Raw genomic sequence first — 26,075 nt, forward strand, 5'->3', positions numbered from 1 at the left:
GACGGTCCGACCGTTCGTCCGGCGAGGAACCGCCTCGTCGTGCGAGCCTGGAGCCTGACGCATCGCTCGAAGCAGGACCGAGACGGAGGCCCGGGTGAACGCGGAAGCCACGCACGACGAGGTCCGGGAGGCGCTGGAGCGGGGCGCGGAGAAGGTCGCGCCGCAGGTGATCGCCTGGCGGCGGCACCTGCACCGGCACCCGGAGCTGTCCAACCGGGAGGAACGGACGGCGGCCTTCGTCGCGGAGCACCTGCGCTCCCTCGGTCTCGACGAGGTCCGCACGGGCATCGCCGGCCACGGAGTGGTGGGCGTGCTCAGGGGCGGACGGCCGGGGCCGCGGACGGTCGCCCTGCGGGCGGACACCGACGCCCTCCCGGTCAAGGACCTCTGCGGGACCGACTTCGCGTCGGAGACGGTGGACGCCGGCTACCCGGGCGGGCCGTTCCCCGTCTCCCACGCGTGCGGGCACGACTGCCACACCGCGATGCTGATGGGCGCGGCGACCGTGCTCGCCGGGGCGCGCGAACGGCTGCCCGGAAGCGTCCTGTTCGTGTTCCAGCCGGCCGAGGAGGGCCCGCCGGTCGGCGAGACCGGCGGGGCGCGGGCCATGGTCGAGGCGGGCGCCTTCGCCGATCCGGTGCCGAGCATGGTGTTCGGCATGCACGTGACGCCGTTCCCGAAGGGATGCGTCGGCTACCGGGCCGGCAACCAGTACGCGGCCTCCACGCTGGTCCGCATCGTCGTCACGGGCCGGCAGGTGCACGGCTCCACGCCCTGGCAGGGCGTCGACCCGATGCCGGCGGCGGGCGCCGTCCTCACGGGAATCGGCCAGATCTACCGCCAGGTGTCCGCCTTCGATCCGGTCACCGTCACCATCGGGCACGTCGAGGACGTCGGCCGGTTCAACATCATCGGCCAGACCGTCACCCTGTGGGGCACGATCCGCTGCGCCGTCGAGTCCGGCATGGCGGACGTGCAGCGGCGTCTGAGGGCGCTCGCCGAGCACACGGCGGCCGCCTACGGCGCCACGGCCGCCGTGGACTTCCTCCAGCCGGTGCCGCCGGTGCACAACACCGCGGAGTGGGTGGAGGCGGGACTGCCGACGCTGCGGCGGGTGGTGGGCGCGGACCGGGTCGTCGAGACCGGCGCGACGCTCGGGTACGACGACGTGTCGGAGTTCGTGAACCGCTTCGGCGGTCTCTACGTGACGCTGGGCGTCCAGGACGCGAGCCTGGACGAGGAAGGGCGGCCGGTCCCGGTGCCCGGCGGCCGGGGTCTGGTCACCAACCACAACCCGCACTTCTACGCGGACGACGACACCCTGGTGACCGGTGTGCGGCTGCACGCGCACGTGGCGTACGACCATCTGACGGGGGCGCTCACCACGGACTGACCGAAAAGCACCGGGCCCCGCCCGCCCGCGCTTCACTCGTTCGTGAATTCTCCCCGTGCCGCCCGTCGTCCGTGATCACGCTGAGGGTCATGACATCGGAGAACGGGCAGACGAACGGACACCGGGGCCGGGACGACCAGGCGGTGCTGCTGGTCGCGGGGCTCGCGGACCTGGCGGTGAGCACCCTGGGTTCGGCACTGGGGACGGTACGGGGGCTGTTACGCCGCTCGGACGCCGTGCAGCTGGTCGAGGAGGCCGAGCGGGACCTGGTGGCGCGCGGGCGGCTCGCGCTCGACCGCCATGCGACGCTGCCGCCGGCCCATCTGGAGGTGCTCGCCCGGCACGTCCTCGCCACCCGGTCCCGTGCCGATGGCTGAGGCCTGGGAGCCCGGCGCGTTCAAGGCCCGGGTCGACGAGGTGCTGCGCGGGTTCGTGGCCGAGGAGGCCGACCGGCTCGTGGACGTCGACCCGGCGCTCGGGCCGGTGGCCGAGCAGCTGGAGGCGGCCGTGGCGCGCGGCAAGCGGCTTCGGGCGGCGTTCTGTTACTGGGGCTGGCGGGGCGGCGGGCAGCCGGACAGTGACGCCCTGCTGCGCGCGGCGGCGTCCATGGAGCTGGTCCACGCGGCCGCGGTGGTGCACGACGACCTCATCGACGACAGTCCGCTGCGGCACGGACGGCCCACCGCGCACCGGGCGCTGCGCTCCGCCGTGCCGCACCACCCGCGGTCCGGCGCCGCGGCCCGGTCCCTCGCGATGCTCGTCGGGGACCTGCTGATGTCGCTCGCCGGGCAGCTGTTCGTGACCAGCGGACTGCCCGCGGCCTATCTCGCCCGGGCGCGCCCGCTGTGGGCGGCGCTCGCGCGGGAGCTGGTGGCGGGCGAGTGCCTGGAGATCCTGCGCACGGGCGCGGCCCCGGACACGGCGGCCTCGCTCAAGGTGATCCGCTACAAGACCGCCAAGTACACCGTGGAGCAGCCCCTCCTGATCGGCGGCACGCTGGCCGGGGCCGCGTCACGCCTCGGCGCGGGCTACTCGGCGTACGGACTGCCCCTCGGCGAGGCCTTCCAGCTGCGGGACGACCTGCTCGGCCTGTTCGGCGACCCGGCGCGTACCGGCAAGGCCACCTGCGACGACTTGCGGGGGCACCGGCCGACCGCGCTCCTCGCGGAGACCTGGCGGGTCGCGGACGCCGCCCAGCGCGAGCGGCTGGGCTCGCTCCTGGGCCGGGACGGCACCGATCCCGAAGAGGTGCGCGCGCTGATGCGGAGCCTGCGGACTCCGGAACGCGTGGAACACATGATCGCCGCCCGGGTCGAGGAGGCACTGGACGCGCTCGACGGTCTCGACGCGCCGCCCGCCGCCGTCGCCGCCCTCACCTCCCTGGCCCACTCCGCTTCGGCCCGCCAGTCCTGACCCCTGTACGAGGAGCCCGCATGATCCCCACGGAGGCGTCGATGGACGCCCTGCGCCAGGCCGGCGACGAACTCGCCGACGCCACGGTCGCCACCCTCTTCGAACGCGGGGAGGTCGGCACATTCAACACCCTGATGCGTTACGTCTCCACGTCCGGCGCACCGCTGCCGGACGGACTGCCCGACGTGGCCCGGGAGTACCTGCGGGTCACCGCCGCCCCGCCGAGCTGGGTCGACTGGGGCGAGATGGAGAAGGCCCGGCTGTTCTTCGCCGACAACGACGTCCACATCACCACGGCGCTGTCCTTCGCCGCCATGCCCGCCTGTTACCTCGTGCCGCACGTGGCGAAGCTGCTGGCGACGACGCACGGGCTGAAGTACCCCGCCAAGCGGATGGCGGAGACCGGCCAGTTCACGCTGTACCTGATGCGGCCGGACGCCTTCGAGGCGGGCGGGCGGTTCGTGCCAGCCGCGCAGAAGGTGCGGCTGCTGCACGCCTCCATCCGCCACCACCTGAAGCGGGAGGACCGCTGGGACGCTGCCGCGCTGGGAGTGCCGATCTGTCAGGAGGACATGATCGGCGGGCAGATGTTCTTCTCGATGCTGGTCCTGGACAGTCTGCACCGCCTGGGCATCCACATGTCGGTGGAGGGCGCGGAGGCCTACCTCTACGCGTGGCGGGTGGTCGGCGCGATGCTCGGCGTCGACCAGAAGGCAGTGCCGAAGGACCTCGACGAGGCGCGCCGGTTCCTGGACCTGTACATGATCCGGCACATGGGCCCCTCCGAGGACGGGGCCCTCCTCACCCGGCAGCTGGTCGAGCTGTACGAGGAGGTCGTGCCCGGCACCTTCTTCGACCCGATCGTGTCCGCGCTGATCCGTCATCTGGTGGGCGACACGTGCGCGGACTGGCTGGAGGTCGCCCGCACGCCGTGGGACACCGTCGTCAAGGCGGTGCCGCACCTGCTCGGCGTCCTGGAGACCGTCGAGGACCGCTCGCCGCTCGGTGGCTGGCTCCTGGACCGGCTCGGCCATCTCACCACGGTGTTCGAACTGTCCTCCCTCACACGAGGCCGGGTCATGCACTACGCGATCCCGGAGCACCTCAAGAAGGACTACGGCGTGTCCTCGACGGTGTCGCCCAAGCGCCGGTGGAGCCCGCCGCCGGCCGTCCTGACTCCTTAGGTCCCGTCCCGGGGCCCGCCCCCGGGCTCGTCCTCCCGGGTCTCGTCCCGGGCCGGTCCGGGCCGGTGCCGGAGGGCTCCGACGTACACGCCCGCGAGGATCAGCGGTGTGCCCAGGAGCAGGGAGGCGGTGAGGGGTTCGTCGTCCAGCCAGGCCGACACGACGATGGTGACGACGGGGGTGACCACGAAGACGTACGCGGCCCTGGACGCGTCCCAGCGGTGCACGACGAACAGGAAGAGCACGAAGGTGAGGACGGAGCCGGCGATCACCAGGTAGGCCAGGGCCCACCAGGTGGCGGCCCGGTCGGGAAGGCGCCAGGTGTCGCCGACGGCGGCGGAGCCGGCGAAGAGGAGGACGGACGCGGCGGTCATGCCGACGGCGTTCATGGTGACGGGGTGGACCTTCGGGAGCCGCCGGACGAGGACCGTCGCCTGGGCGAAGGAGAACACGGCGCCGAGGACCGCCAGGAGGGAGAGCACGGGCACCGACTCGCTGAGCGGGGCGCGGGAGATGACCGCCACGCCCGCCGTGGCGAGGACGGTGCCCACGGCGGCCGCGAGCCGGAACCGTTCGAGGCCCTGGGCGACGGCGAGCAGGAGGGTGGCGAGCGGGGTCAGGGAGAGGATCGTCTGGCCGAATCCGGCGTGGATGCGGACGAGCGCGTAGTAGGCCAGGGCGAACGTGACACCGAAGTTGAGGACGCCGAACAGGACGGCGCCCGCCAGGGCCCGGCCGCGCGGAAGGGACATCCGGCGCACGGCCATGAGGGCGAGCAGGACGAGGGAGGCGGCGCCGAAGCGGAGGGCGGCGCCCCAGAGGGGGTCGAGTTCTCGGTTGCTGAAGCGGACGCCGACCGCGTTGCCGCCCGCGAGCACCGCGACGGCGACGAACGCGGCGAGCGTCAGCCGGTCTTCGGCGCGCTGCACCGCCTCACCGTAGCCGCGAAGCCTCCGCGGGTCCGGCCGGGACACGCGCCGCCGTCTCGGCGAACGCCCTGACGAGGGCGGTCTCGGCCGCGGTGGCCCAGACGAGTCCGTACTCCAGGGGCGGGGCGTCGTGGAAGGGCACGTAGACGATGCCGGGGCGCGGGTGGTAGCGGGCGCCGCTCGCGGCGCCCGGGGAGACGCCACGGCCGGCGCCGACGAGGGAGAGCACCTCCTCCCAGGTGACGGCGGCCGGGCCGTGGGCGACGGCCGCGCCGGAGGGGGTGCGGGTCGGGTAGTGGGCCTCGCGCCAGGCGCGGGAGTGGGCGCTGCCGGTGGTGACCAGGGTGAGTCCCGCGAGGTCCTCCACACCGACGGAGGCGCGGCGGGCCAGCGGATGGCCGGCGGGGACGAGCAGCACCCGGTCCTCGCGGGTGAGGACCGGGCTGGCGGTGAGGCCGGGTACGCCCACGGGGAAGGCGGCGTACTGGAGGTCGATCTCGCCTTCCTCGACGGGACGGGTGCCGGCGTCGACGGGGACCTCGCGGAGGGTGACCTCACAGCCGGGATGGCGGGTGAGGAAGGCGTCGACGGCGGCGGCGAGCAGTTCGCCGCCCCAGGGGGAGCCGAAGCCGACCCGGAGGGTGCCGAGCATGCCGCGGCCGGCGGCGGTGGCGCGCTCGAGGGCGGCGAGGATGAGGGCGTGGGCGGGGCGCAGTTCGTCGTGGAGGCGGCGGCCGACCGGCGTGAGGGCGACGCTGCGGCTGGTGCGGGCGAAGAGCGGCGTGCCGACGCGGCGCTCCAGCTTCTTGACGGTCTGGCTGATCCGGCCGGTCGAGACGCCGAGGAGCTCGGCGGTGCGGCCGAAGTGCAGCTCGTCGCCGAGGGCCAGGAACGTTTCGAGTTCGTGCCGCTCCAGCACCAGGACGCCTCCGGTCGTTGAGTCTCGCTAAACGCCGCTTGCATTGAAGCACCTTGATGGGGTGCGGCGGAGGGCGGGAGCCTGAAGCACGTGCCTCCTCTCCTCACTCCCGCCCGTTTCCGACGGCCCCTGCCGGCGGCCGTCACCACGCCCGCGGCGCCCGCGCACGCACCCTGGCCCGCTCCTGCGCCCGCGCCCGCGCCCGGCGTGAACGTCCTCGTCCTCGCCGTGGCCGGGGCCGTGACGGTGGCGAACATCTACTTCCCCCAGCCGCTGCTCGCCGCCGTCGCCCGCGGTCTCGCGGTCTCCGACCGCACGGCCGGCCTGGTGGCGACGGCCGCGCAGCTCGGGTACGCGCTCGGCATCCTGCTGCTCGTGCCGCTCGCCGACTCGGCGCGGCTGCGCCGGCTGACCAGGGCGCTGCTGGGCCTGACCGCCGCCGCCCTGCTGGTGGCGGCGGCCGCGCCGAACGTGCTGACGCTGGTGCTCGCGACCCTCGCCCTGTCGACGACCACCGTGCTGCCGCAGATCCTCACCCCGGTCGCGGCAGCCCTCGCGGGGCCCGAGCGGCGTGGCCGGGTGGTCGGTGTCATCGGCCTCGGCCTCACGCTGGGCTCCACCCTGTCCCGTACGGTCTCGGGCGCGGTGTCCGACGCGAGCGGAAGCTGGCGCACCGCCTACGTGGTGGCCGCGGTGGCGACGGCGGCCCTCATGGGGGTGCTGCCGCGGGCACTGCCGGAGCGGCTCGGCGAGCCGGGCGCGCGCACCGTCCCGTACGGGCGGATGCTGGCCGGGCTGCCCCGGCTGCTCGGTGCCCACCGCGCCCTGCGGGTCTCGGCGCTGCGCGGCGCCTGCGTGTTCGGCGCGTACAGCGTGTTCTGGGCGGCGCTGGTGTTCCATCTGGCCGCGCCCCCACTGGGGTACGGAGCGGGGGCGGCGGGACTTTTCGGGCTGCTCACCGTGCCGGCGGCGCTCGCGTCGGCGTACGCGGGGCGGCTCACCGACCGGTTCGGTGCGGGGCCGGTGGGCCGCTGGGCGCTGGGCTGCGTGGGGCTCGGCCTCGCGGTCGCGGGGCTGGCGCCGGGCTCGCCGGTCGCCCTGGTGGCGGGCGCCGGGCTGGTGGTCCTGGGCACGAGCTCGTGTCAGGTGGCGAACCAGGCACGCGTGCTGGGTCTCGGGCGGGACGTGGCCGCCCGGGTGAACACGGTGTTCATGCTGGCCACGTTCGGCGGGGGCGCGCTCGGTTCGCTGACCGCGGCCTGGCTGTACGGGGCGTACGGCTGGACGGCGGCAGTGCTCGCTGCGGCGGGGTTCGCCGTGGCCGGTCTGACGGCCGGGGCGGGGCGGGCCCGAGTTGCGTGACGCCCGGCACGCGCAAGGCTGGGTGTATCCGTCCGCGCACCCCGCAGGGAGACACGATGCAGGAGCCCGCACCTCACGACCTCGGCGCCCTCGTCGACGAGCACCTGGCGAACGCCCGTACCGACGCGCACGGCCGCAGCGCCCACATCCTGGTGCACGACGGGGTGCTGCGGCAGAGCGTGATCGCCCTGATCGCGGGCATGTCGCTCGACGAGCACAACGCCCCGCCGGCGGCGAGCCTGCAGGTCCTGCGCGGCCGGGTGGAACTGACGGCTTCCGGGCGGACCCAGGAGCTGGCGGCCGGCCAGCTCCAGATGATCCCGAAGGAACGTCACGGCCTCACCGCGCTCGAGGACGCCGTCGTCCTGCTGACGGCCGTCAACGACTGAGCCGGCCGTCCGTCAGGCGGCGCCACGATCCGCCGGGCAGGCCCCTGGCCGTTCAGCGCTCCGAGGTGACGAGCACCAGTGGCGTGCCCTGGCACGGCATCAGACGCAGGGCGCCGTGCCGGTGGACGGCCGGTGGCGCGGCCAGGACCGCCGCGAAGTCGGGGCCCTTGGTGAGGGAGCCCGCGAGGCGGGCCGGGTCGGTGGAGGCGGCGACGCGGCCCCGGGCGTTCACCAGCCGGGCGGGGACGGGCAGTTCCTGGAGCACCGGCAGCACGGCCGCCTCGAAGTGGCGCAGGTAGACGTCGGCGGCGGCGACCCCGACGAAGACGCCGTCGACGTGGACGGGAGCGGAGAGCGTCAGGCCGTACTCGTCGGAGCACAGGTAGTCGACGTAGGGCCCGGCGACGGCCCGCCGGCCGGTCTCGCGGGGCAGTTGGTACCAGTCCCAGTGGGTGTAGTCGGCGTACGCGGAGTGCTCCGGGTCGAGGTCGACGAGCAGCGGCCGGACGGCGCCGTCGGGGCCTCGCTGCCACCACTCCAGCCAGGCCGGGACGTCCGCGAGGAGTCCGGGCGCGGCGACGAAGCCGATGCCGGAGACGAGACCGGCGAGGCATCCCGGGGCGCCGGGACCGCCGGGGCCGGCCGGGGCGCCGTCCCCCAGGCGGTGGTGAAGCGCGGGGCGGAGCGCGGCGAGGTCGGCGCGGACCGGGCTCCGGCCGTCGGCGGCCACCCGGCTGAGCAGCGCCGCGGTGTCCGCCGCGGTGGCGGCGACGGCGGCGAAGACGCCTTCGAGGGTGGCGCGGACGCGCTCCGAGACGGCGTCGGTCGCGGCCTCCGGCGCGGGGTCCGGCGTGTCAGCCGGCGCTCCGGCGGGGCGGGCGAGCCCGGTGGTCCTGGCCATCGGTGTCCTCCTCGGGACGCGGCTCGGGTGCGCGCGTGGGGGGCGCGAGCCGCAGGGCGACCAGTCGGCCCACGGACTCGCGTACGCACTGCTCGGCCAGCATTCTGGCCCGCTCGTCGGCCTCATCCTGCACGGCGGAGATTACGGAGCGGTGACGATCCGCCACGCTTTCCCGATACGCGGGCTCGTCGAGCACGAGGACGAGCAGGGCGCCCAACTCGGTCTGAAGGGCGACCTCCTCGCGGGTGAGCCGGGCGGACTGGGCCGCGGCGGCGAGTTCGACGTGGAAGCGGCCGTAGAGCCTGCTGCGCGCGGCGGGGTCCTCGGCGCGGGCGAACTCGTCGACCGTGCGGGTGAGCTGGCGCAGGTCGCCGGGCTGGGTGCGCTGGGCGGCGAGCAGCGCCGCGGCCCCGGAGACGGCGGCCCAGTGGTCGCCGAGGTCGCGCAGTTCCTCGGTGGACCAGTCGGCGAGCCGGGCCCGCAGCCGGTCCTCCGCCGGCCCTTCGGGGGCGGTCACGAAGCTGCCGCCGCCGCGGCCGCGGCGGGTGGTGACGAGCCCCTGCTGGCGCAGGGCCATAAGAGCCTCCCGCAGGGTGACGGTGGAGACCCCGAGCTGTCCGGCGAGTTCGGTCTCGCCGGGCAGCTGCTCGCCGTCGGCGAGGAGGCCGAGCTCGATGGCGTCGCCGAGCCGGCGCACCACGGTGTCGACCCGGGCCCGGGTGTCGACAGGAGTGAACACGGCGCTGCGGGCGCTCCCCTGCACGCCCGAGCCCTGTCTGCCGTCTGGCCTCACGCTGCACCACCTCACGCGTTGACTCAGCCTTTACCTTACGGGGGTCTTGAGATTTGAACTATGACTTCATATGTTTACGCGCACTCGCAGAACGCTCCCCCGCACCAGAAAGGTTCCCGCCCATGGAGGGAATGGCGATCCGGCTCTCAGGACTGCGCAAGAGCTACGGCCGGACCGAGGCGGTGGCCGGGGTGGACCTGGAGATAGCCGACGGCGAGTTCTTCTCGATGCTCGGCCCGTCCGGCTCGGGGAAGACCACCGTGCTGCGGATGATCGCCGGGTTCGAGACCCCGACCGCCGGCACGGTCGAACTGGCCGGCGAGGACGTCACCCGGCTGGCGCCCTTCGAGCGCGACGTGCACACCGTGTTCCAGGACTACGCCCTCTTCCCCCACATGACGGTCGAACAGAACGTGGCCTACGGACTGAAGGTGCGCGGGGTGCCCAAGGCCGAGCGCCTGGTGCGGGCCCGCGCGGCCCTCGCCCAGGTGCGCCTGGAGGGCTACGGCCGGCGCCGCCCGGCCGAGCTGTCCGGCGGTCAGCGTCAGCGCGTCGCCCTGGCCCGCGCCCTAGTCGGCCGGCCGCGGGTGCTGCTCCTGGACGAACCGCTCGGCGCGCTCGACCTGAAGCTGCGCGAGCAGATGCAGGTCGAGCTCAAGGCGATCCAGCGCCAGGTCGGCATCACCTTCGTGTTCGTCACCCACGACCAGGAGGAGGCGCTGACGATGAGCGACCGGATCGCCGTCTTCCACCAGGGCCGGATCGAGCAGGTCGGCTCGCCCGCCGAGATCTACGAGCGCCCGGCCACCCCCTTCGTCGCCGGGTTCGTCGGCACCTCCAACCTGCTGAGCGGCGACACCGCGCGGGCCGTGGTCGGCGCCTCCGGCACGTACAGCATCCGGCCGGAGAAGATCCGCGTCGTCACGGACCCCGCGGCGCCGGCCGAGGCGGGGCACATGAGCGCCGCCGGCACCGTCGCCGAGGTGGTCTACCTGGGCGACGCCACGCGCTTCCTGGTGGACCTCGACACCGGCGGCCGGCTCACCGCCGTGCAGCAGAACCTCGACACCTCCTCGGCCGATCTCGCCGCCTTCCGGGGCGCGCGGGTGGGGCTCCGCTGGCACCCGTCGCACGCGGTGGCCGTCCCCACGGGCCCGTGACCTCTCCCGCACCGCCCGTTCCGCACGATTCCCCGACGCCCCGGCTCCCCGACTCCCCGCACCACGAACGTCCGCATCGCTCCCCCGTTCCGCTCACCCTCACCGCTCCCTCACGCAAACGGAGATCACCCGTGCGCCTGCACCGCTCGCTCCTGACGGCCGCCGCCGTCTCCGGTCTGCTGCTCGTCACGGCCTGCGGCTCGGCCGACCAGGCCGGGTCCGGAAAGTCCGGCGGGCTCAACCCGCCCGCCCTCAAGGCGCCGACGTCCCTCGGCGCCCCCGAGGGACAGGTCAACCTGATCGCCTGGGCCGGCTACGTCGAGGACGGCTCCAACGACCCCAAGGTCGACTGGGTGTCCGGCTTCGAGAAGCAGACCGGCTGCCAGGTCAACTCGAAGACCGCCGCCACCTCCGACGAGATGGTGGCACTGATGAAGACCGGTGAGTACGACGCCGTCTCCGCCTCCGGGGACGCCTCGCTGCGGCTGATCGCCTCCGGTGACGCCGCCCCGGTCAACACCGCCCTCGTCCCCAGCTACGCGGACGTGTTCTCCGGCCTGAAGAACCAGGAGTGGAACTCCGTCAAGGGCGTCTCCTACGGCATCCCGCACGGCCGCGGCGCCAACCTCCTCATGTACGACACCGCCAAGGTCACGCCCGCGCCCGACTCGTGGTCGGCCGTCTTCGACGGCGCCTCCGCCCACAGCGGCAAGGTCACCGCCTACGACTCCCCGATCTACATCGCCGACGCCGCGCTCTACCTCGGCGCGACCAGGCCCGAGCTCGGCATCAAGAACCCGTACGCGCTCGACCAGAAGCAGTTCGACGCCTCCGTCGCGCTCCTCAAGGCGCAGAACGCGCACGTGGGCGAGTACTGGAGCGACTACCTGAAGGAGATCTCCGCCTTCAAGAGCGGTGACTCCGTCGTCGGCACCAGCTGGCAGGTCATCGCGAACCTCGCCAAGGCCGAGGGCGCCAAGGTCGAGGCGGTGCTCCCGAAGGAGGGCGCCACCGGCTGGTCCGACACCTGGATGGTGTCCGCCAAGGCCAAGCACCCCACCTGCGCCTACAAGTGGCTGGACTGGATCGTCTCGCCGAAGACCAACGCCCAGGTCGCCGAGTACTTCGGCGAGGCCCCCGCCAACGCCAAGTCCTGCGCCGAGACCGCCGCGAAGGACCACTGCGCGACCTTCCACGCGAGCGACGAGTCCTACTGGAAGCAGGTCCGCTTCTGGACCACGCCCATCGAGCAGTGCCTCGACGGCCGCAAGGACGTCACCTGCGTCCCGTACGCGAAGTGGGTGCAGGCCTGGAACGAGATCAAGGGCTGACCCGTCGCATGACCTCGCTCTCCCCCGTCACGCGGGCCGCCGACACCGACCGGGTCGCCGGTCCGGTCCGGCGGCTCGCCGGGGCCCTGCACCAGCGGCCCCGCGTCCGGCTCGCGGCGCTTCTCACCGCGCCGCTGCTGTGGCTCGTGCTGGCCTATCTGGGCTCGCTGGCCGCCCTGTTCCTGTCCGCCTTCTGGACCACCGACTCCTTCACCTCCGAGGTCGTCCGGGTCTGGTCGGGCCGGAACTTCCAGGAGCTCGTGAGCTCCCCGGTCTACCGGACGGTCGCCCTGCGCACGGTCGGCGTCGCGCTCGCCGTCACCGTCCTGTGCGCCGTCATCGCCTTCCCGCTCGCCTTCTACACCGCCCGGGTCGCGAGCCCGCGCCGCCGGCCGCTGCTCGTGGTCGCGATCCTCACCCCGCTGTGGGCCAGCTACCTCGTCAAGGTGTACGCGTGGCGGCTCATCCTCTCCGAGGGCGGGCCGCTCGACTGGGCCCTGAAGCCGCTGGGCCTGAGCGGTCCGGGCTACGGGCTCACCGCCACCGTTCTGGTGCTGACGTACCTGTGGCTGCCGTACATGATCCTCCCGATCCACACGGCGCTCGAACAGCTCCCGGACAACCTTCTGCACGCCTCGGCCGACCTCGGGGCGCGGGCCGGGCGGACGTTCTTCGCGGTGGTGCTCCCGCTGGTGTGGCCGGCGGTCGCGGCCGGGTCGGTGTTCACCTTCTCGCTCAGCCTGGGCGACTACATCACCGTGCAGATCGTCGGCGGCAAGACCCAGCTGATCGGCAACCTCGTCTACTCCAACGTCACCCTCAACCTGCCGCTCGCCGCCGCGCTCGGCACGGTGCCGGTGGCCGTCATCGTGCTCTATCTGCTCGCGGTGCGCCGCACCGGGGCACTGCGCAGCCTGTGACCGGCCCCACCCGCCCGTGGAAAGGACACCGGATGAACCTCTCCCGCCCCGCGCGGATCGCGCTGCGCACCGCGGCCGGGCTCGGCTTCGCCGTCATCTACCTGCCACTGCTGCTCGTCCTCGTCGGCTCCCTCAACCCGGACCGCTCGGCGAGCTGGCCGCCGCCCGGACTCACCCTGAAGTGGTGGTCGGCGGCCTGGGCGAACGAGGGCGCGCGCGAGGCCCTGTGGACCTCGGTCCGGGCGGGTCTCGCGGCGACGGCGGTCGCCCTGGTGCTCGGCACGCTGATCGCCTTCGCCGTGCAGCGGCACGCGTTCTTCGGGCGGGAGGCGGTGTCGTTCGCGGTGGTGCTGCCGATCGCGCTGCCGGGCATCGTCACCGGCATCGCGCTCAACTCCGCCTTCGGCACCGTCCTCGAACCCCTGGGGGTGGGACTCGGCCTGTTCACGGTGATCGTCGGGCACGCGACCTTCTGCATCGTGGTGGTCTTCAACAACGTGGTCGCCCGGCTGCGCCGGCTGCCGGGTTCGTACGAGGAAGCGGCGATGGACCTGGGCGCGCACACCTTCCGCACCTTCTGGGACGTCACCTTCCCGCAGCTGCGCTCGGCGCTGCTCGCCGGCGGCCTGCTCGCCTTCGCCCTCTCGTTCGACGAGGTCGTGGTGACCACCTTCACCGCGGGCCCGGGAGTGCAGACCCTGCCGCTGTGGATCTTCGACAACATGACGCGTCCTCAGCAGGCGCCCGTGGTGAACGTCGTGGCGGCGCTGCTCGTGCTGCTCTCGGTGATCCCGATCTACGCGGCGCAGCGGCTGTCCTCGGACACGACGGGCGGCGGGCGGGTCTGACCCGGTGACGTGCCCGTGCCGGGTACGGGCCGGCTCAGCCGCCCGTCCTCGCGCCCCTGTCCCGGCTCCATTCCAGGGTGACGCGGAGGCTGGCGCTCGTGCTGCCCTGCACGACGAGGGCGGTCAGCCCGCCGCTGTCCAGGCCGAGCTGGCAGCCGAACTCGACGGTGGCACGGTCGGGCGCGGCCCGGTGCAGGGCCTCGCCGAGCTGTCCGGCGAAGGACGACAACGCGTCGGTGACCGCGGACAGATCGGGCAGCCGGCGGCCGACGCCCTCCAGTTCCCCGTCCCCCGTCTCGCCGGCCGCCGCGGCGGTGAGCGGTTCCACCTCCACGTAGAGCACGCCGTCGGCGAGTTCGACCCTGGTGATCTCCGTCATCGTGACTCCTCGGTGTGGTCAGAGGGCGGGCCGGAGCGCGCTGCCGTCCGGCCCCGCCCCGGAGGCGCCGGTCCCCGCGGCCCCGGACTCTGCGGCGCCGGAGCCGAAGGCGCTGCCGCGGCGCCATTCGGGCCAGCTCAGGTTCCAGTCGCCGTAGCCGTTGTCGAAGGGCGTCATCGGTTTGCCGTACCCGTTGATCACGCGCACGACGTCGCCCTCGCGGACGGTGCGGAACAGCCAGGCGGCGTCCTCCGTGCTCATGCCGGTGCAGCCGTGGCTGACGTCCTCGCTGCCCTGGGCGTCCAGCGACCAGGGGGCGGCGTGCAGGTACTCGCCGCTCCACGTCACCCGGGTGGCCCAGCGGACCTTCAGGTCGAAGAAGTCGCCGCTGCCGCGGGCGATGCCGATGGAGTCGCCGCGCATGCGGACCGTGGCCTCCTTGCCGAGGACGACCTTGACTCCGCCTCGGGTCCGGTAGCCGGCCTTGCCGGTGGTGACGGGGATGGTGCGGACGACCTCGCCGTCGCGCAGCACGGTGAGGGTGTGCGCGGCGACGTCGGTGACGGCCTCGATCCGGTCACCGGTGGTCAGGGTGAGGGAGGCGGAGGGCCCGCCGTAGAGGCGGCCGGTGACCCGGACCCCGTCGAGCGCGCTGCGGACGCTGACGGTCGCGCGGGCCGGCCAGAAGTCGCGCGGGCGGTAGTGGAGGGTGGTGGGTCCGACCCAGTGCCACGCTCCTTCGACGCGTGGCTCCGAGCTGACGTGCAGAGCACGTTCGACGGCTCGGCGGGCGTCGGGGTCGGTGGCGGGCACGGGGTGGCTGAGTTCGGCGGTGAGCGGCTGTCCCACGCCGTACGTGCCGCCGCCGGGCCCGAATTCGGCGGTGAGCCGCTCGCCCTCGGGCGCGGCCGGAGTGCTCAGGGAGAGCCGGGCGTGGTGCAGTCGCTGCCGTCCGCCGTCGGTGCGTTCGACGACGAGGCGTGCGGTGTAGCGGCCGTCGGCGGGGAGCGGTGCGGCGCCGGTCCATCGGCGGCCGTCGGAGCTCACCTGGCCGGCGACGCGGCGGCCTTTGTGGTCGGTGACGTTCACGTCGGCGAGCCGCCCGGCGGTGCGCAGGGTGAGTTCGACGGGTCCGGCGGCGGCACGGTCGTCGAAGGCGAGGGGTCGGCCGTCGAGGTCGACGTTGCGCCGGGGCGTGGTGCACAGGGCGCCGGTGGTGGGGCAGCTGGCGACGGCCAGCTGCACGGCACCGTCGGGCGGGCCTCCGGCCGGCGCGCCCACGGCGGTCTGCTGGGCCGCCTGGAGCGCGAGCACGGCTCCTACGGCGGCGGACAGCGCGGTCCGGCCCTTGACCTTCCTGATGCTGCTCGCGCGTGACGACACGTCGGACGTCCACCCCTTTCGCGCCGGCGCCGGCCTGCTCTGTCCGGTGCATCAAAACGGATCAGGGGCGGAAAAGATGATCAGCTGACCGGGCGTGGCGCGTGAGAGGCCCGCGAGACGACTCGAAAGGACCAACGGCTGCGGCTCAACGCGGCACCTCGGGCAGTTCCTCGCCCGTCTCCAGGAGCGACTTCAGGCTGGCGACGATCGCCGGCCAGCCCTCGCCGACCAGGCTCCGGATGGTGCCGCCGGGTTTGAGGTCGTCATGGACGACGGACAGCTTCACCATGTCCCCGGCCGGTTCGATGGTGTACGTGACCTTGGAGCGCCCCTCGTCCACGAGCCGGGCGAGGAGCTCGTCGCCGATGCCGACGGCCTGTGCCCATTCGGGTGTGAAGGTGTGCCAGGTGTACGAGAGCACCCGGCCGGGCTCGGCGACGAGCACGACCTGTTCCGGGTCGGCGGTGGTGCGCCCGCCCTCCTCCCAGACCATCGGCGACCCGACGGCCCAGTCGGTCTCGAAGGCCACGCCCCAGTAGCGGCGGGTGAGGCCGGGGTCGGTCAGCGCCTTCCACAGCTCGTCGGGCGTGGTGCGGATGTACGTCGTGTACACGTACGCCTTGCTGTCGCTGCCGCGACGGCCGGCGCCGGTGCCACTGCTGTCACTGCTGTCCATCGGAGCTGCTCCATTGCTGACGTCGGATCGACGGCCGTGCGGGCTGCCGCGGTCGCGTTCAGGACCGCAGGGCCGCCGCGACGAGCCCCTCGATCGCCTCGGTCCCCCCGCTCACCGCCTCCTCTCCGGCGACCACGCGGTCCAGGACCAGTCCGTCCACGCAGGCGAGCAGGCTCAGTGTGCGGGCCTCGGGGTCCGCGACGCCCCGCGCGGCGAGGAAGGCCCGTACCGCGTCGCGCCCCGGGTTCTCCCTCGGCACCAGGATGTCGCGCAGTTCGGGGTCTCGCACGCTCTCCAGCACGCAGGCGTAGCGGGCGAGCGAGCGGCGCCGCCCCTCGCCCCGGGTCCGGGCGGCGACGAGCGCGGCGAGCCCCTGGACCAGGTCCTCGGCCGTCCGGAGTACGGGGGCGCGCTCGGCGGCCGCCACCAGTTCCGCCTGGTCGAGTTCGACGAGCCGCCGCACGAGGGCGGTGAGCAGGGCGGACCGGGTACGGAAGTACGCGGAGGTCGTCCCGGCCGGCAGGTCCGCCGCGGCGTCCACCGCCCGGTGGGTGAGGCCGCGCATCCCGGCGTCGGCGAGGACGCCGAGCGCGGCGTCGGCGAGCAGGGTGCGGCGGGGAGTCTGGGAAGTCACCCCCTCTTTCTACACCTGTAGAGGTGGCGCGTTACGCTTCTACAGATGTAGAAGCCTCCGGGGCGGCCCGGGAGCGGCACCACTGGAAGGGGTACGGACCATGGGACACACCGCCGTCGTCGTGGGCGCCGGGATCGGCGGCCTCGCCGCCGCCGTCGGACTCCAGCGCATCGGCTGGGAGGTGACGGTCGTCGACCGCGCACCCGTCCTCGCCGACGCCGGTGCGGGGATCTCGCTCGCCGCCAACGGCATCCGGGCCCTGGACGTGCTCGGCGTCGGCGCCGCCGTACGGGCCGCCGGGCACGGCCAGTACACCGGCGGCACCCGGACACCGCGCGGCTCCTGGCTGGCCCGGATGGACGGCGCCGCCCTCGAACGCGCCCTCGGCTCCCCCATCGTGGGCATCCCGCGCACGGAGCTCCACCGGCTGCTGCGCGAGGCCCTGGCCCCCGGCACGTTGCGCACGGGCGTGACGGCGACGGCCGCGGACCCGCTGCGCGGCGGGCGGGCGCGGGTGCGGTTCGACGGGGCGCGGCCCGTGACCGCCGCCGACAAGGGACCGCGGCCCGACGAAGTGCCGGACACCCTGGAGGCGGACCTGGTCGTGGCCGCCGACGGGATCGGCAGCCGCCTGCGCACGGCCCTCTTCCCCGCCCATCCCGGCCCCGTGCACAGCGGCTCGACCGTCCTGCGGGCGATCACGGACCGCCCCGTGGACCTCCGCACCGACTTCGAGATCACCTGGGGCCGCGGGGCCGAGTTCGGTCACATCGCGTTCGCCGACGGACGTGCCGAGTGGCACGCGGTACTGAACGCGCCCGCGGGCGTGCGCCATGCCGATCCCCTCGCCGTGCTGCGCCGGCGCTTCGCCCGCTGGCACGAGCCGGTACCCGAGCTGCTGGCCGCGACGCGCCCGGAGGCCGTCCTCCACCACGACATCGCCGAACTCGCCACTCCCCTGCCCTCCTTCGTCTCCGGCCGGGTGGTGCTGCTCGGAGACGCCGCCCACGCCATGACCCCGAACCTCGGCCAGGGCGCCTGCCAGGCCCTGGAGGACGCCGTCGTGCTTGCCACCGAACTCGACGGGGCGGCGGACGTCGACGCCGCGCTCGCCCGCTACGACGCCGGACGGCGGCCGCGGACCACGGCCGTAGCCATGGCGGCCCGCCGGGCCGGACGGATGGGCCAGCAACTCGACCACCCGCTCGCCGTGCCGCTGCGCAACGCGCTGCTGCGGCTCGCCCCCAGCGGCGTGGCGGTGCGCGCGATCCTGCGGCACGCCGCCTGGAACCCGCCCCTCACCAGGTCTTTCTCGGGTGAATAGGTGTGGAGGAACATATTCAACGGACTGCTACTTTGTCCGGATGTCTCTCAAGCACGCGGTCCTGGCGGCTCTCCTGGAGGGAGAGGCGTCGGGGTACGACCTGGCCAAGCTCTTCGACGTGTCCGTGGCCAACTTCTGGGCGGCCACGCCGCAACAGCTCTACCGGGAGCTCGACCGGCTCTCCGAGGCCGGTCTCATCGCGGCCCGGGTGGTGCTGCAGGAACGCCGCCCGAACAAGCGCATGTTCACCCTCACCGACGCCGGTCTGGCGGACCTCGTCGCGTACACCGCGCACCCGCCGAAGCCGACGGCGGTCCGCGACGAGCTGCTGGTCCAGGTCCAGGCGTGCGACGCGGGAGACACGGCGGCGGTACGCGCGCACGTACGGGAGCGGATGGAGGCGGCGCGCGGGAAGCTGGCGCGCTACGAGCGGCTTCGCGAGCGGATGCTCGACGGGCGGGACGAGGACACGTACCTCCGGGAGGCGGACCGGGTCGGACCGTTCCTGACCCTGCTGCGCGGCATGGCGTTCGAGGCGGAGAACGTCCGCTGGGGCGAACGGGCCCTGGCGGTCCTCGCCGAACGCGAGATCCGGCGAACGGCGGGGCGGACGGCCTGACGTGGGCGGGGGCGGGGCGGCCTGACAGGCGGCGGGGTGAGACGCCGCCTGGAGGCCGGGGCCGGACGGGAGGCACGGGGTCGGGGGCCAGCAGCAGCCCGGGCCGGAGGGCTGATCCATCGGCTTGCCTATGCTGACTGCCGTGAGCGATAGGAAGCAGCATGGCCCGGCCGAAGACTCCGGATCCAGGCCTGAACGCGGGCCCGGAACCAAGGCCGGTCGCCGGTCACGCCCCCGGCCGGCGCCTGGACCCGAGGGTCCGCCGGGCCCGTCCGCGCCCCGGCCGGACGCCGGAACGTCGCCGCAGCCGCGCGGGCCGCTCGACCTCTCGTTGCTCCGCACCTTCCTGGCCGTGCACCGCACGGGTTCGTTCACCGCCGGCGCACGGCTGCTGGGCCTGTCGCAGCCCACCGTCACCACCCAGATCCGGGCGCTCGAACGGCGCCTCGACCGCGAGCTGTTCGAGCGCGGCCCGCGCGGTGTGGCGCCGACGCCGTACGCGGACGATCTCGCCGCCCAGGTCGCGGGCCCGATCGACGCACTCGCCAGGGTCGCGGACCGCGGTACCGACGGCACGGCGCCGGTGCCGCAGCCGGTCCATCTCGCGGGGCCCGCCGAGTTCCTGTCGCTCTGCGCGCTGCCCGCGCTGGCGCCGCTGGTGGGCGAAGGGATCCGGCTCCAGGTCACGCTGGGGCTCACCGACGAACTGCTCGACGGGCTGCGGGCCGGGCACCACGACCTGGTGGTGGCGACGCAGCGGCCGCGAGGCCGGGCCCTGGCCTCGGTGCCGCTCGTCGATGAGGAGTTCGTCCTGGTCGCCTCGCCCGAATGGGCACGGCGGATCGGCCCCGGCGCGGTGGCGGCGGACGGTCCCGCCGCGCTGCACGACGTCCCCATGGTGATGTACGCCGCCGACCTGCCGATCGCCCGGCGCTACTGGCGGCACGTCTTCGGGCGCCGCCTCACCGGCGAGGCCGCGGTGACGGTGCCCGACCTGCGAGGTGTGCTGGCGGCCGTGTCGGCGGGGGCCGGCTTCGGGGTGCTGCCGCGCTATCTGTGCCGTGCGGAGCTCGCCGCGGGCCGGCTGACGGCCTTGCTCGACCCGGAGGATCCGCCGATCAACACGTCGTTTCTGGTCCAGCGGCCGGGCACGCCGGAGAACCCTCATGTAGCGCTCGTACGGGACCGGCTGCTGCGGGCCGCACGGTCCTGGTGACGGCCGCCCCTACCCTCAGCTCCCTACCGTGGGGTAACGTCCGCTCGTATGAACGTCGGTGACATCGTCGAGGACTTCACCCTTCCGGATGAAACGGGGCAGCCCCGTTCCCTTTCCGGGCTGCTGGCCGACGGTCCCGTCGTCCTCTTCTTCTACCCGGCGGCGCTCACGCCGGGCTGCACCGCCGAGGCCTGCCACTTCCGGGACCTCGCGGGCGAGTTCCGGGCGGCCGGCGCACGGCCGGTCGGCATCAGTTCGGACGAGGTGGCGCGCCAGCAGGAGTTCGCCGACCGCCACTCGCTCGGCTATCCGCTGCTCTCGGACGCGTCCGGCGAGATACGGGACCGGTTCGGGGTGAAGCGCGGCTTCTCGCTCGCGCCGACGAAGCGGGTCACTTTCGTCATCGACCAGGACCGCAGGGTCCTGGAGGTGGTCAGAAGCGAGCTGCGGATGAGCGCGCACGCGGACAAGGCGCTCGCGGCGCTGCGCACGCGGAAGGCCTGAGCGCGCGGGATCGGGGCCTTGTGCCACGGAGGTCACCCCCATCGGAACACGGCGGCCGCGCGGCCGCACCCGGAGCGGATCACGACATGCGGGCCCAGGAGGGTTCGGTGAGACTCGCTGTACGCGAGGCCGACCAGGCCGCGCCGGGAACGGAGTTTCGGCATGGACGACTATCCCCTGCTCAACCTCTTCTGGACCATGCTCTGGTTCTTCCTGTGGATCATGTGGCTGTTCCTGCTCTTCAAGGTCATCACGGACATCTTCCGCGACCACGAGCTGAGCGGCTGGGGCAAGGCGGGCTGGCTGATCTTCTGCATCGTGCTGCCGTACCTGGGCGTACTCGTGTACGTGATCGCCCGCGGCAAGGGCATGAGCCGGCGTGACGTCAAGCAGGCCAGGGACGCAGAGGCGGCGTTCCAGGACTACATCCGCAAGACGGCGGGCACGCCCGCGGCGGCCGGCGGTACCGGGCAGGGCAGCGGCGTGGACGAGCTGGCCCGGCTCGCGGACCTCAGGGACAGGGGCGCCATCACGGACGAGGAGTTCGAGAGGGCGAAGGCCAAGGTCCTGTCCTGACCCGTCCACAGGACGGCGAGGAGGAACCGTCCCGGCTGTCCCGGTCGCTGCTGCGCGACGTGATGGCCGCGCCGGGCCGGCTTCCGGAATCGCTCGCCGTGTTCGCGCAGCGCCGCCTCGGTCCGGCAGCGGACCGGGCGGTGCGGCGGCTGCACGCCGCCAGACCGGACGCGAGCTCCGACGAGCTGCGCACGCGTGTGGTGGCGCGCGGCGTCCGCACGGCCTCCGCCGAGGGCGCGTTCGTGGGCGGGCCCTTCATGCTGTTCGTGCCGTTCGCGTTCTGTGCGGCGCTGCTGTCGCAGGCGCGGACGGTGCTCGAACTGGCGGCACTGGAAGGCAAGGACCCGACGGATCCCGCGCGGACCGCCGAACTGCTCGTTCTCCAGGGGGTGTACGAGGACACGGACGCCGCCCGCATCGCACTTGCCGAGCCGGTCGCCCCGGTTGCGCCGGAAGGCGGGGCCGGGAAGCGGCCGGGCCGGCTCGCCGCCCTGTGGGAGCTGGTCATGCGCATGGCACGGCTGCTGGGGCTGGTCACGCCGACGGAGAACCAGGCCGGTCGGCTGATGCGGATCGGCCAGTGGGCGCTGGTGGGAGCGGTGTTCCTGGTGGGTCTCGTCGCGCCGCTGGTGTGGCTGCCGTATCTGGCCTTCAGCTATCGGCGTTCGACGCTTGCCCTGCTGGACCGGGCGGCGATCTTCTACGCGGGGGCGCCCGCCCCGCGCCGTCCCAACCGTTTCGACCCGGCGGTGATCGGTGCTGTGGCGCGGGCGGTCTTCTCGCTGCTCGTGTCCCTGATCGGGGTGGCGGTCGTCGTGGGCGCGGACCTGCACATCGCGGGCGGGCGCTGGCCGGTGCTGGGCATCGTCCTGGTCAGCAGCTCGGTCCTGGTCGGCGGCTGGTGGGTCTGGCGCCGGCGGAGGCGCGGGCGCCGCTGACCGAGGGAGAGCCGAGGCCCTCCGCCTCTCCCCCTCCACCCTCCCCCTCCACCCCCCTAATACGAATCTAAAATACGCCTTTGATACGGTCGGGGCGTGCGGTTGACGAAATTCACCGACCTGGCACTGCGGGCCGTGATGCGCCTCGCGGTCACCGGGCAGGACACCTACCCCACCACCCGCGAGGTGGCGGAGTCCATGGTCGTCCCCTACGCCCACATGGCGAAGGTGGTCACCAGGCTGCAGCACCTCGGGGTCGTCGAGGCGCGCCGGGGGCGCGGCGGAGGCCTGGCCCTCACGGAGCTCGGCCGCCGGTCGTCGGTGGGCTGGCTGACGCGGACGCTGGAGGGCGACGACGAGGTCGTGGCGTGCGAGGGCGATCCGCCGTGCCCGCTGCGGACGGCCTGCCGGCTGCGCGGCGCGCTGCGCGAGGCACAGGAGGCGTTCTACCGCACGCTGGATCCGCTGACCGTCGCCGATCTGGTGGAGTCTCCCACCGGGCCGGTGCTCGTCACCCTGTCCGGGCGCCGCCCGGGCGACTGATCCCCCACTCCTCCGTTGCCGAGTCCCGCCCTGTCCGGGCGGTCTCGTCACCTCGTTAAATACGTAGATCATCTACCAGTTATGGAGGCGTCATGCTGTCCGAGCAGGCCACACCGGTCGTCCGTGCCACCCTTCCCGCCGTCGGCGGCGCGCTCGACGAGATCACCGAGCGCTTCTACGCGGGAATGTTCGCCGCCCGTCCCGAGCTGCTGCGGGACCTGTTCAACCGCGGCAACCAGGCCACCGGCGACCAGCGCAGGGCACTGGCCGGCTCCATAGCCGCCTTCGCCGGAGCCCTGCTGGACAGCCCCGACACCCGGCCCGACGTGTTGCTGTCGCGGATCGCCCACAAGCACGCCTCGCTCGGCGTCACGTCGGGGCAGTACAAGGTGGTCCACGAGCACCTCTTCGCCGCGATCGTCGACGTCCTCGGCGAGGCCGTGACGCCCGAGGTCGCGCAGGCCTGGGACGAGGTGTACTGGCTCATGGCCAACGCGCTCATCGCCCTGGAGGCGCGTCTGTACCAGGAGCGGGGCGTCACCGAGGGCCAGGTCTGGGACTCGATGGAGATCACCGGGCGGCACGAGGAGACCGCCGACACCGTCTCCTTCACGCTCCGCCGCCCCGACGGGCGTCCGGCAGCCCCGTTCCGGCCGGGCCAGTACGTCAGCGTCCAGGTCACACTGCCCGACGGCGCCCGGCAGATCCGCCAGTACAGCCTCTCCGCCGCGCCGGGCCGCCCCGACCGGCGCATCACCGTCAAGCGCGTCGACGGCGACCCGGCCGGCGAGGTCTCCTCGTGGCTGCACGCCAACGGACGGGTGGGTGACCTCGTCACCGTGTCGGCGCCGTTCGGCGACCTGGTGCTCCCCGAGGGCGACGGACCGCTGCTGCTCGCCTCCGCGGGCATCGGCTCCACGCCCATGCTGGCGATGCTGGACCACCTCGTCGCGACCGGTTCGACCCGCCCGGTGACCGTCGTCCACGCCGACCGCTCCCCGGCCGGCCACGCCCACCGCGAGGAGCTGCGGGCCCTGGTCGACGCGCTGCCGCAGGGTTCCCTGCACCTCTGGTACGAGGAGCCCGGCGCGACCGACGCCCACAGCGGCCGGGCGGACCTCACCTCGCTCGACCTGCCGGAGGGCCTGATCGCCTACCTCTGCGGCCCGCTCCCCTTCATGCGCGCGGTACGCGGCGACCTCCTCGCCCGGGGCGTCGCGGCGGCGGACGTCCACTACGAGGTCTTCGGCCCCGACCTGTGGCAGGGCACGACGGCCTGATCCGGTCGGACTAGGGCGCGGTGCGGGGCGTGCGCGATGTGCCTAAGGTCGCGCCCATGGACGACTCGCCCACGACCGGCGGCGAGGAAGGAGACGGGACGGCCGGGGAGCGCTTCAGCGCCTTCGCCAAACGGAACGTCCTGCTGGTCGCCGTCTTCTTCCTCTCCAACCTCGTGACGGCGGTGAGCACACTGGTCACCGCCGTCACCGTCCTCCGGGACTCCCGCACGGACTGGCACGCCGCGGAGTACCGCAAGCTCAGGGAACTGCGCGCGGGTTACACGCTGGAGAAGTTCCAGAAGGAACTCGGCCCGCCCGTGTTCCGTACGCCGCTCGAGTCGGGAGGCGGCTTCGTCCGAAACGTATACCGGCCCCGGCAGGAGTACTGGGTCGAGGTGATCTCGAACAAGATCGACGCCGCCGTGACCTACGCCGTGACGTCCTGCGAACCGAGCTTCCGCCCCGCGTTCTCCTACGGCGGCACCAGGGTGGATCGAAACGTGGTCCTCAACCAGAACACTCTGGCGGACGTCCTGCCGGCGGACGAGCTGCGAGGGCAGTCGCTCAAGGTCTTCTTCGGCGGAACGGGCAGCAGCGACAGCCTCGTCTTCCAGGTGTACGGGGGCAGCGGCGGGAGCGACTACCGCGAGTTCGCCTGGGGGCTCAACGACGTCTGCCCCCAGTGGCAGGGGAAGAGCACCGGCCGCGACCTGCGGGTCTCTTGGGAACAGTGGTACGCGGACCATCGCCCCGCGGAGGACCCACCGGCCTATACCTACGTCGACGAGCAGGTGGTTGCTTCCGCGAGGGCGCTCATGGCCGAGTCGGTGGTCAACACCTATGCGGAGACCGCCGTCACCGAGCAGATGCTCACCTACTACCCGAGTCAGATCGGCGTGAGCCGCCTCACCGTGCAGTGAGGCGGCTCGGGGTGGCGGGGTTCAGCAGCCGGTGGACCAGATGTGGGAGTCGCCTCGGTCGTTGGCGGCGCCGTTGTAACCGGCCTCCTGGCCGGGGGCGAGACAGATCGTCATGGAGCCGCCCTGCCAGGCCGACTCGTAGACCTGGACGTAGTCCTTGACGCCCGGGCCGGAGATGCCGTGGTTGGCCCAGGAGGAGTCGTTGTCGGCGATCCAGCTCTCCCACCAGCCGTCGTCGCCGCTCCAGTTGGCTCGCTGACCACCGAAGTTGGCGTGCTCCCAGGCGCAGAAGTGGCCGGAGGGGCAGTCCGCGGCGGTGGCGGGTGTGGTCAGGGCGAGGCCGCCGGCGAGGGCGAGGAGGGCTGCGGTGGTCGGGCCGAGGAGTCGCTTCATGAAGCGTCGGTGCCTTTCTTCCGGGTGGGGTTCGCGGACAGCTCGGCTGCCCGCCGCAGTGCGCGGGCGCGCAGCTGCTCGTAGGTGGCGACCTGGTCGCGGTGGAGGGTGCGTACGGTGGCCAGCTCGGCGGGTTCGAGCCGGGCGCGTACGTCGGCGAGTCCGCTCTCGCGGGTGCAGCGTTCGGCGACGGCCGGGTCGGGGCGGCCGGTGCGGGGCCCTCCGGAGGGTGCGGCGCAGCGGGTCCAGCGGTCGAGGGCGGCCCGGTGCGCGGGATCGTCCTTCATCCGGGCCTGCGCCATGGCGCGCAGGTTGTCGACGGTGACCTGGGCGCGGAACCAGCGGGTCTGGTCGCCGTACAGCTCGGTGCGGGCCGAGGCCACGCAGCCGTCGCTGTTGGCGGTGACGGTGAGACCGGTGGCGAGGGTGAGGGAGAGCTCGCGGGGGTCGCTGCCGAAGAGCGCGGTCCGCAGGCGGCTGTCGGCGCCGGGCCCGGGCCCGGGGGCGGGGGCGCGCGCCTGGGAGGCCGGAGGCAGGGCGAGGCCCTGGGCGTCGAGGCACTCGGCGACGAGCCGTTGTTCGGCGGCCTTCAGGATCCGGTCCTGTTCCTGCCGGGTGGCGGGAGTGACGGGCGCTGCGGCCGATCCGGAGGGCGCGGCCGGGCCGGCGGGGCCGGGCTGCACGGTGGCGCAGCCGGCGAGGACGAGGGCGGCGGAGGCCGTGACGATCGCTCGGCGGGTCGCGTGGCGCATGGTTCCCCCTGGTGGCGAGCCTGGGCGGGCGGTGGCCGGCGGTGTGATCACCGCCGTTTCGTGGCGATCAATGCCCGGTGCCGGACCGGCCATGCGGAGGGCCGCGGCGACTCACCCGAAGGGGTCCAACGCGCCGGAGTGCGCGCCGCCAACAGGGTGTTCGCGGAGCTCTCGGTCCGCGGCCGGAGACACCGTCCGGAGCCTGCGGGCGGCGGCTACGACAAAGCCCCGGTTGGACGGGGGGTTCCAACCGGGGCCGACTGCCGTGACGGGTGAAGGGCGGTCACCTCTGGGGGGGGACCTGGGGACCGGGCCCCTTCGGCGTCACATAAGGATGAACGGTAAACCTTCACCCATTGTTCCGCCTTGTGCCGGGTGCCGTATGTGAGTCACCTC

29 protein-coding genes are annotated in these 26,075 nt (G+C 73.5%); 19 read left to right on the top strand and 10 right to left on the bottom strand.

Translation table 11 applies throughout. From position 1 onward, the window contains the following. The first annotated feature begins 94 nt into the window (after nt 1-94). The 4 genes from ACFWJO_RS15345 (at nt 95) to ACFWJO_RS15360 (ending at nt 3,990) form a co-directional block, all read left to right on the top strand. A complete protein-coding gene (locus ACFWJO_RS15345; RefSeq protein WP_386865203.1) occupies nt 95-1,393 on the top strand; it encodes an amidohydrolase in 1,299 nt (432 codons plus the stop codon). Between the two features lie 89 nt (nt 1,394-1,482). Continuing rightward, nucleotides 1,483-1,770 carry a polyprenyl synthetase gene (locus ACFWJO_RS15350; protein ID WP_386865205.1) on the top strand — a complete coding sequence of 96 codons (288 nt, stop codon included), beginning with the start codon at nt 1,483-1,485 and terminating at the stop codon, nt 1,768-1,770. Next, nucleotides 1,763-2,806, top strand: a complete 1,044-nt coding sequence (locus tag ACFWJO_RS15355; RefSeq protein WP_386865207.1) for a polyprenyl synthetase family protein — start codon at nt 1,763-1,765, stop codon at nt 2,804-2,806. The genes ACFWJO_RS15350 and ACFWJO_RS15355 overlap by 8 nt, the downstream gene beginning before the upstream one ends. 20 nt (nt 2,807-2,826) lie before the next feature. Then, entirely contained in the window at nt 2,827-3,990 is a 1,164-nt protein-coding gene (locus ACFWJO_RS15360) for an oxygenase MpaB family protein (protein ID WP_386865209.1), read from the top strand. On the opposite strand, the gene ACFWJO_RS15365 is transcribed toward ACFWJO_RS15360, so the two are convergent. Both ACFWJO_RS15365 and ACFWJO_RS15370 read right to left on the bottom strand, forming a co-directional pair. Further along, the gene (locus ACFWJO_RS15365; protein ID WP_386865211.1) at nt 3,987-4,919 is read right to left on the bottom strand and encodes a DMT family transporter; all 933 of its coding nucleotides are present in this window, start codon (nt 4,917-4,919) and stop codon (nt 3,987-3,989) included. The genes ACFWJO_RS15360 and ACFWJO_RS15365 overlap by 4 nt on opposite strands. Nucleotides 4,920-4,923: 4 nt before the next feature. Beyond that, on the bottom strand, nt 4,924-5,838 hold the full coding sequence (locus ACFWJO_RS15370; RefSeq protein WP_386865213.1) for a LysR family transcriptional regulator: 915 nt from the start codon (nt 5,836-5,838) through the stop codon (nt 4,924-4,926). Between the two features lie 90 nt (nt 5,839-5,928). Between ACFWJO_RS15370 and ACFWJO_RS15375 the strand changes: the two genes are divergently transcribed. Both ACFWJO_RS15375 and ACFWJO_RS15380 read left to right on the top strand, forming a co-directional pair. Next, nucleotides 5,929-7,200 carry an MFS transporter gene (locus tag ACFWJO_RS15375; protein WP_386865215.1) on the top strand — a complete coding sequence of 424 codons (1,272 nt, stop codon included), beginning with the start codon at nt 5,929-5,931 and terminating at the stop codon, nt 7,198-7,200. 56 nt (nt 7,201-7,256) lie between these two features. Further along, nucleotides 7,257-7,589, top strand: a complete 333-nt coding sequence (locus tag ACFWJO_RS15380) for a cupin (protein WP_386865217.1) — start codon at nt 7,257-7,259, stop codon at nt 7,587-7,589. Between the two features lie 52 nt (nt 7,590-7,641). Here ACFWJO_RS15380 and ACFWJO_RS15385 read toward each other — a convergent pair whose 3' ends face one another. Beyond that, nucleotides 7,642-8,490 (bottom strand): cache domain-containing protein, encoded by an 849-nt coding sequence (locus ACFWJO_RS15385; RefSeq protein ID WP_386865219.1) that lies wholly within the window; start codon nt 8,488-8,490, stop codon nt 7,642-7,644. Beyond that, a complete protein-coding gene (locus ACFWJO_RS15390) occupies nt 8,444-9,229 on the bottom strand; it encodes a FadR/GntR family transcriptional regulator (protein WP_386865221.1) in 786 nt (261 codons plus the stop codon). Before ACFWJO_RS15390 ends, ACFWJO_RS15385 begins: the two co-directional genes overlap by 47 nt. A 176-nt stretch (nt 9,230-9,405) precedes the next feature. Between ACFWJO_RS15390 and ACFWJO_RS15395 the strand changes: the two genes are divergently transcribed. The 4 genes from ACFWJO_RS15395 to ACFWJO_RS15410 all read left to right on the top strand — a co-directional run bounded on the left by ACFWJO_RS15395 (nt 9,406) and on the right by ACFWJO_RS15410 (nt 13,542). Beyond that, nucleotides 9,406-10,443 (top strand): ABC transporter ATP-binding protein, encoded by a 1,038-nt coding sequence (locus ACFWJO_RS15395; RefSeq protein WP_386865223.1) that lies wholly within the window; start codon nt 9,406-9,408, stop codon nt 10,441-10,443. A 131-nt stretch (nt 10,444-10,574) separates the two neighbouring features. Continuing rightward, nucleotides 10,575-11,774, top strand: a complete 1,200-nt coding sequence (locus ACFWJO_RS15400) for an ABC transporter substrate-binding protein (RefSeq protein ID WP_386865225.1) — start codon at nt 10,575-10,577, stop codon at nt 11,772-11,774. Between the two features lie 8 nt (nt 11,775-11,782). Then, nucleotides 11,783-12,694 (top strand): ABC transporter permease, encoded by a 912-nt coding sequence (locus ACFWJO_RS15405; RefSeq protein ID WP_386865227.1) that lies wholly within the window; start codon nt 11,783-11,785, stop codon nt 12,692-12,694. Between the two features lie 32 nt (nt 12,695-12,726). Then, a complete protein-coding gene (locus tag ACFWJO_RS15410; RefSeq protein ID WP_386865230.1) occupies nt 12,727-13,542 on the top strand; it encodes an ABC transporter permease in 816 nt (271 codons plus the stop codon). Nucleotides 13,543-13,576: 34 nt separating this feature from the next. Here the strand turns inward: ACFWJO_RS15410 and ACFWJO_RS15415 are convergent, their stop codons facing one another. From ACFWJO_RS15415 to ACFWJO_RS15430, 4 genes are all read right to left on the bottom strand, one after another. Beyond that, nucleotides 13,577-13,921: a CU044_2847 family protein gene (locus ACFWJO_RS15415; protein WP_386865232.1), complete on the bottom strand. Its 345-nt coding sequence runs from the start codon at nt 13,919-13,921 to the stop codon at nt 13,577-13,579. Nucleotides 13,922-13,939: 18 nt separating this feature from the next. Next, nucleotides 13,940-15,235, bottom strand: a complete 1,296-nt coding sequence (locus tag ACFWJO_RS15420) for an Ig-like domain-containing protein (RefSeq protein ID WP_386865272.1) — start codon at nt 15,233-15,235, stop codon at nt 13,940-13,942. Between the two features lie 214 nt (nt 15,236-15,449). Then, nucleotides 15,450-15,980, bottom strand: coding sequence for an SRPBCC family protein (locus ACFWJO_RS15425; RefSeq protein WP_386865233.1), 531 nt, complete (start codon nt 15,978-15,980; stop codon nt 15,450-15,452). Nucleotides 15,981-16,038: 58 nt separating this feature from the next. Beyond that, a complete protein-coding gene (locus tag ACFWJO_RS15430) occupies nt 16,039-16,545 on the bottom strand; it encodes a TetR/AcrR family transcriptional regulator (RefSeq protein WP_386865274.1) in 507 nt (168 codons plus the stop codon). A gap of 169 nt (nt 16,546-16,714) precedes the next feature. Between ACFWJO_RS15430 and ACFWJO_RS15435 the strand changes: the two genes are divergently transcribed. The 9 genes from ACFWJO_RS15435 to ACFWJO_RS15475 all read left to right on the top strand — a co-directional run bounded on the left by ACFWJO_RS15435 (nt 16,715) and on the right by ACFWJO_RS15475 (nt 24,534). After that, nucleotides 16,715-17,938, top strand: coding sequence for an FAD-dependent monooxygenase (locus ACFWJO_RS15435; RefSeq protein WP_386865235.1), 1,224 nt, complete (start codon nt 16,715-16,717; stop codon nt 17,936-17,938). 40 nt (nt 17,939-17,978) lie between these two features. Next, a complete protein-coding gene (locus ACFWJO_RS15440; protein ID WP_386865237.1) occupies nt 17,979-18,557 on the top strand; it encodes a PadR family transcriptional regulator in 579 nt (192 codons plus the stop codon). Between the two features lie 142 nt (nt 18,558-18,699). Further along, a complete protein-coding gene (locus ACFWJO_RS15445; protein WP_386865239.1) occupies nt 18,700-19,773 on the top strand; it encodes a LysR family transcriptional regulator in 1,074 nt (357 codons plus the stop codon). 48 nt (nt 19,774-19,821) lie between these two features. After that, the gene (locus ACFWJO_RS15450) at nt 19,822-20,277 is read left to right on the top strand and encodes a peroxiredoxin (protein ID WP_386865240.1); all 456 of its coding nucleotides are present in this window, start codon (nt 19,822-19,824) and stop codon (nt 20,275-20,277) included. Nucleotides 20,278-20,439: 162 nt separating this feature from the next. Beyond that, nucleotides 20,440-20,853: an SHOCT domain-containing protein gene (locus ACFWJO_RS15455; RefSeq protein WP_386865242.1), complete on the top strand. Its 414-nt coding sequence runs from the start codon at nt 20,440-20,442 to the stop codon at nt 20,851-20,853. Between the two features lie 62 nt (nt 20,854-20,915). After that, nucleotides 20,916-21,791, top strand: a complete 876-nt coding sequence (locus tag ACFWJO_RS15460; RefSeq protein WP_386865276.1) for a hypothetical protein — start codon at nt 20,916-20,918, stop codon at nt 21,789-21,791. A gap of 96 nt (nt 21,792-21,887) precedes the next feature. After that, nucleotides 21,888-22,334, top strand: coding sequence for an RrF2 family transcriptional regulator (locus ACFWJO_RS15465; protein ID WP_386865244.1), 447 nt, complete (start codon nt 21,888-21,890; stop codon nt 22,332-22,334). A 92-nt stretch (nt 22,335-22,426) separates the two neighbouring features. Continuing rightward, nucleotides 22,427-23,614: a globin domain-containing protein gene (locus ACFWJO_RS15470; RefSeq protein WP_386865246.1), complete on the top strand. Its 1,188-nt coding sequence runs from the start codon at nt 22,427-22,429 to the stop codon at nt 23,612-23,614. A 56-nt stretch (nt 23,615-23,670) separates the two neighbouring features. Then, the gene (locus ACFWJO_RS15475; RefSeq protein WP_386865248.1) at nt 23,671-24,534 is read left to right on the top strand and encodes an ETEC_3214 domain-containing protein; all 864 of its coding nucleotides are present in this window, start codon (nt 23,671-23,673) and stop codon (nt 24,532-24,534) included. 21 nt (nt 24,535-24,555) lie between these two features. On the opposite strand, the gene ACFWJO_RS15480 is transcribed toward ACFWJO_RS15475, so the two are convergent. Both ACFWJO_RS15480 and ACFWJO_RS15485 read right to left on the bottom strand, forming a co-directional pair. Continuing rightward, nucleotides 24,556-24,927 (bottom strand): peptidase inhibitor family I36 protein, encoded by a 372-nt coding sequence (locus ACFWJO_RS15480; RefSeq protein WP_386865250.1) that lies wholly within the window; start codon nt 24,925-24,927, stop codon nt 24,556-24,558. Then, a complete protein-coding gene (locus ACFWJO_RS15485; RefSeq protein ID WP_386865251.1) occupies nt 24,924-25,679 on the bottom strand; it encodes a hypothetical protein in 756 nt (251 codons plus the stop codon). The genes ACFWJO_RS15480 and ACFWJO_RS15485 overlap by 4 nt, the downstream gene beginning before the upstream one ends. Nucleotides 25,680-26,075 lie beyond the last annotated feature (396 nt).

This window comes from Streptomyces sp. NPDC127092 (genome assembly GCF_042722475.1).
GTDB lineage: Bacteria > Actinomycetota > Actinomycetes > Streptomycetales > Streptomycetaceae > Streptomyces.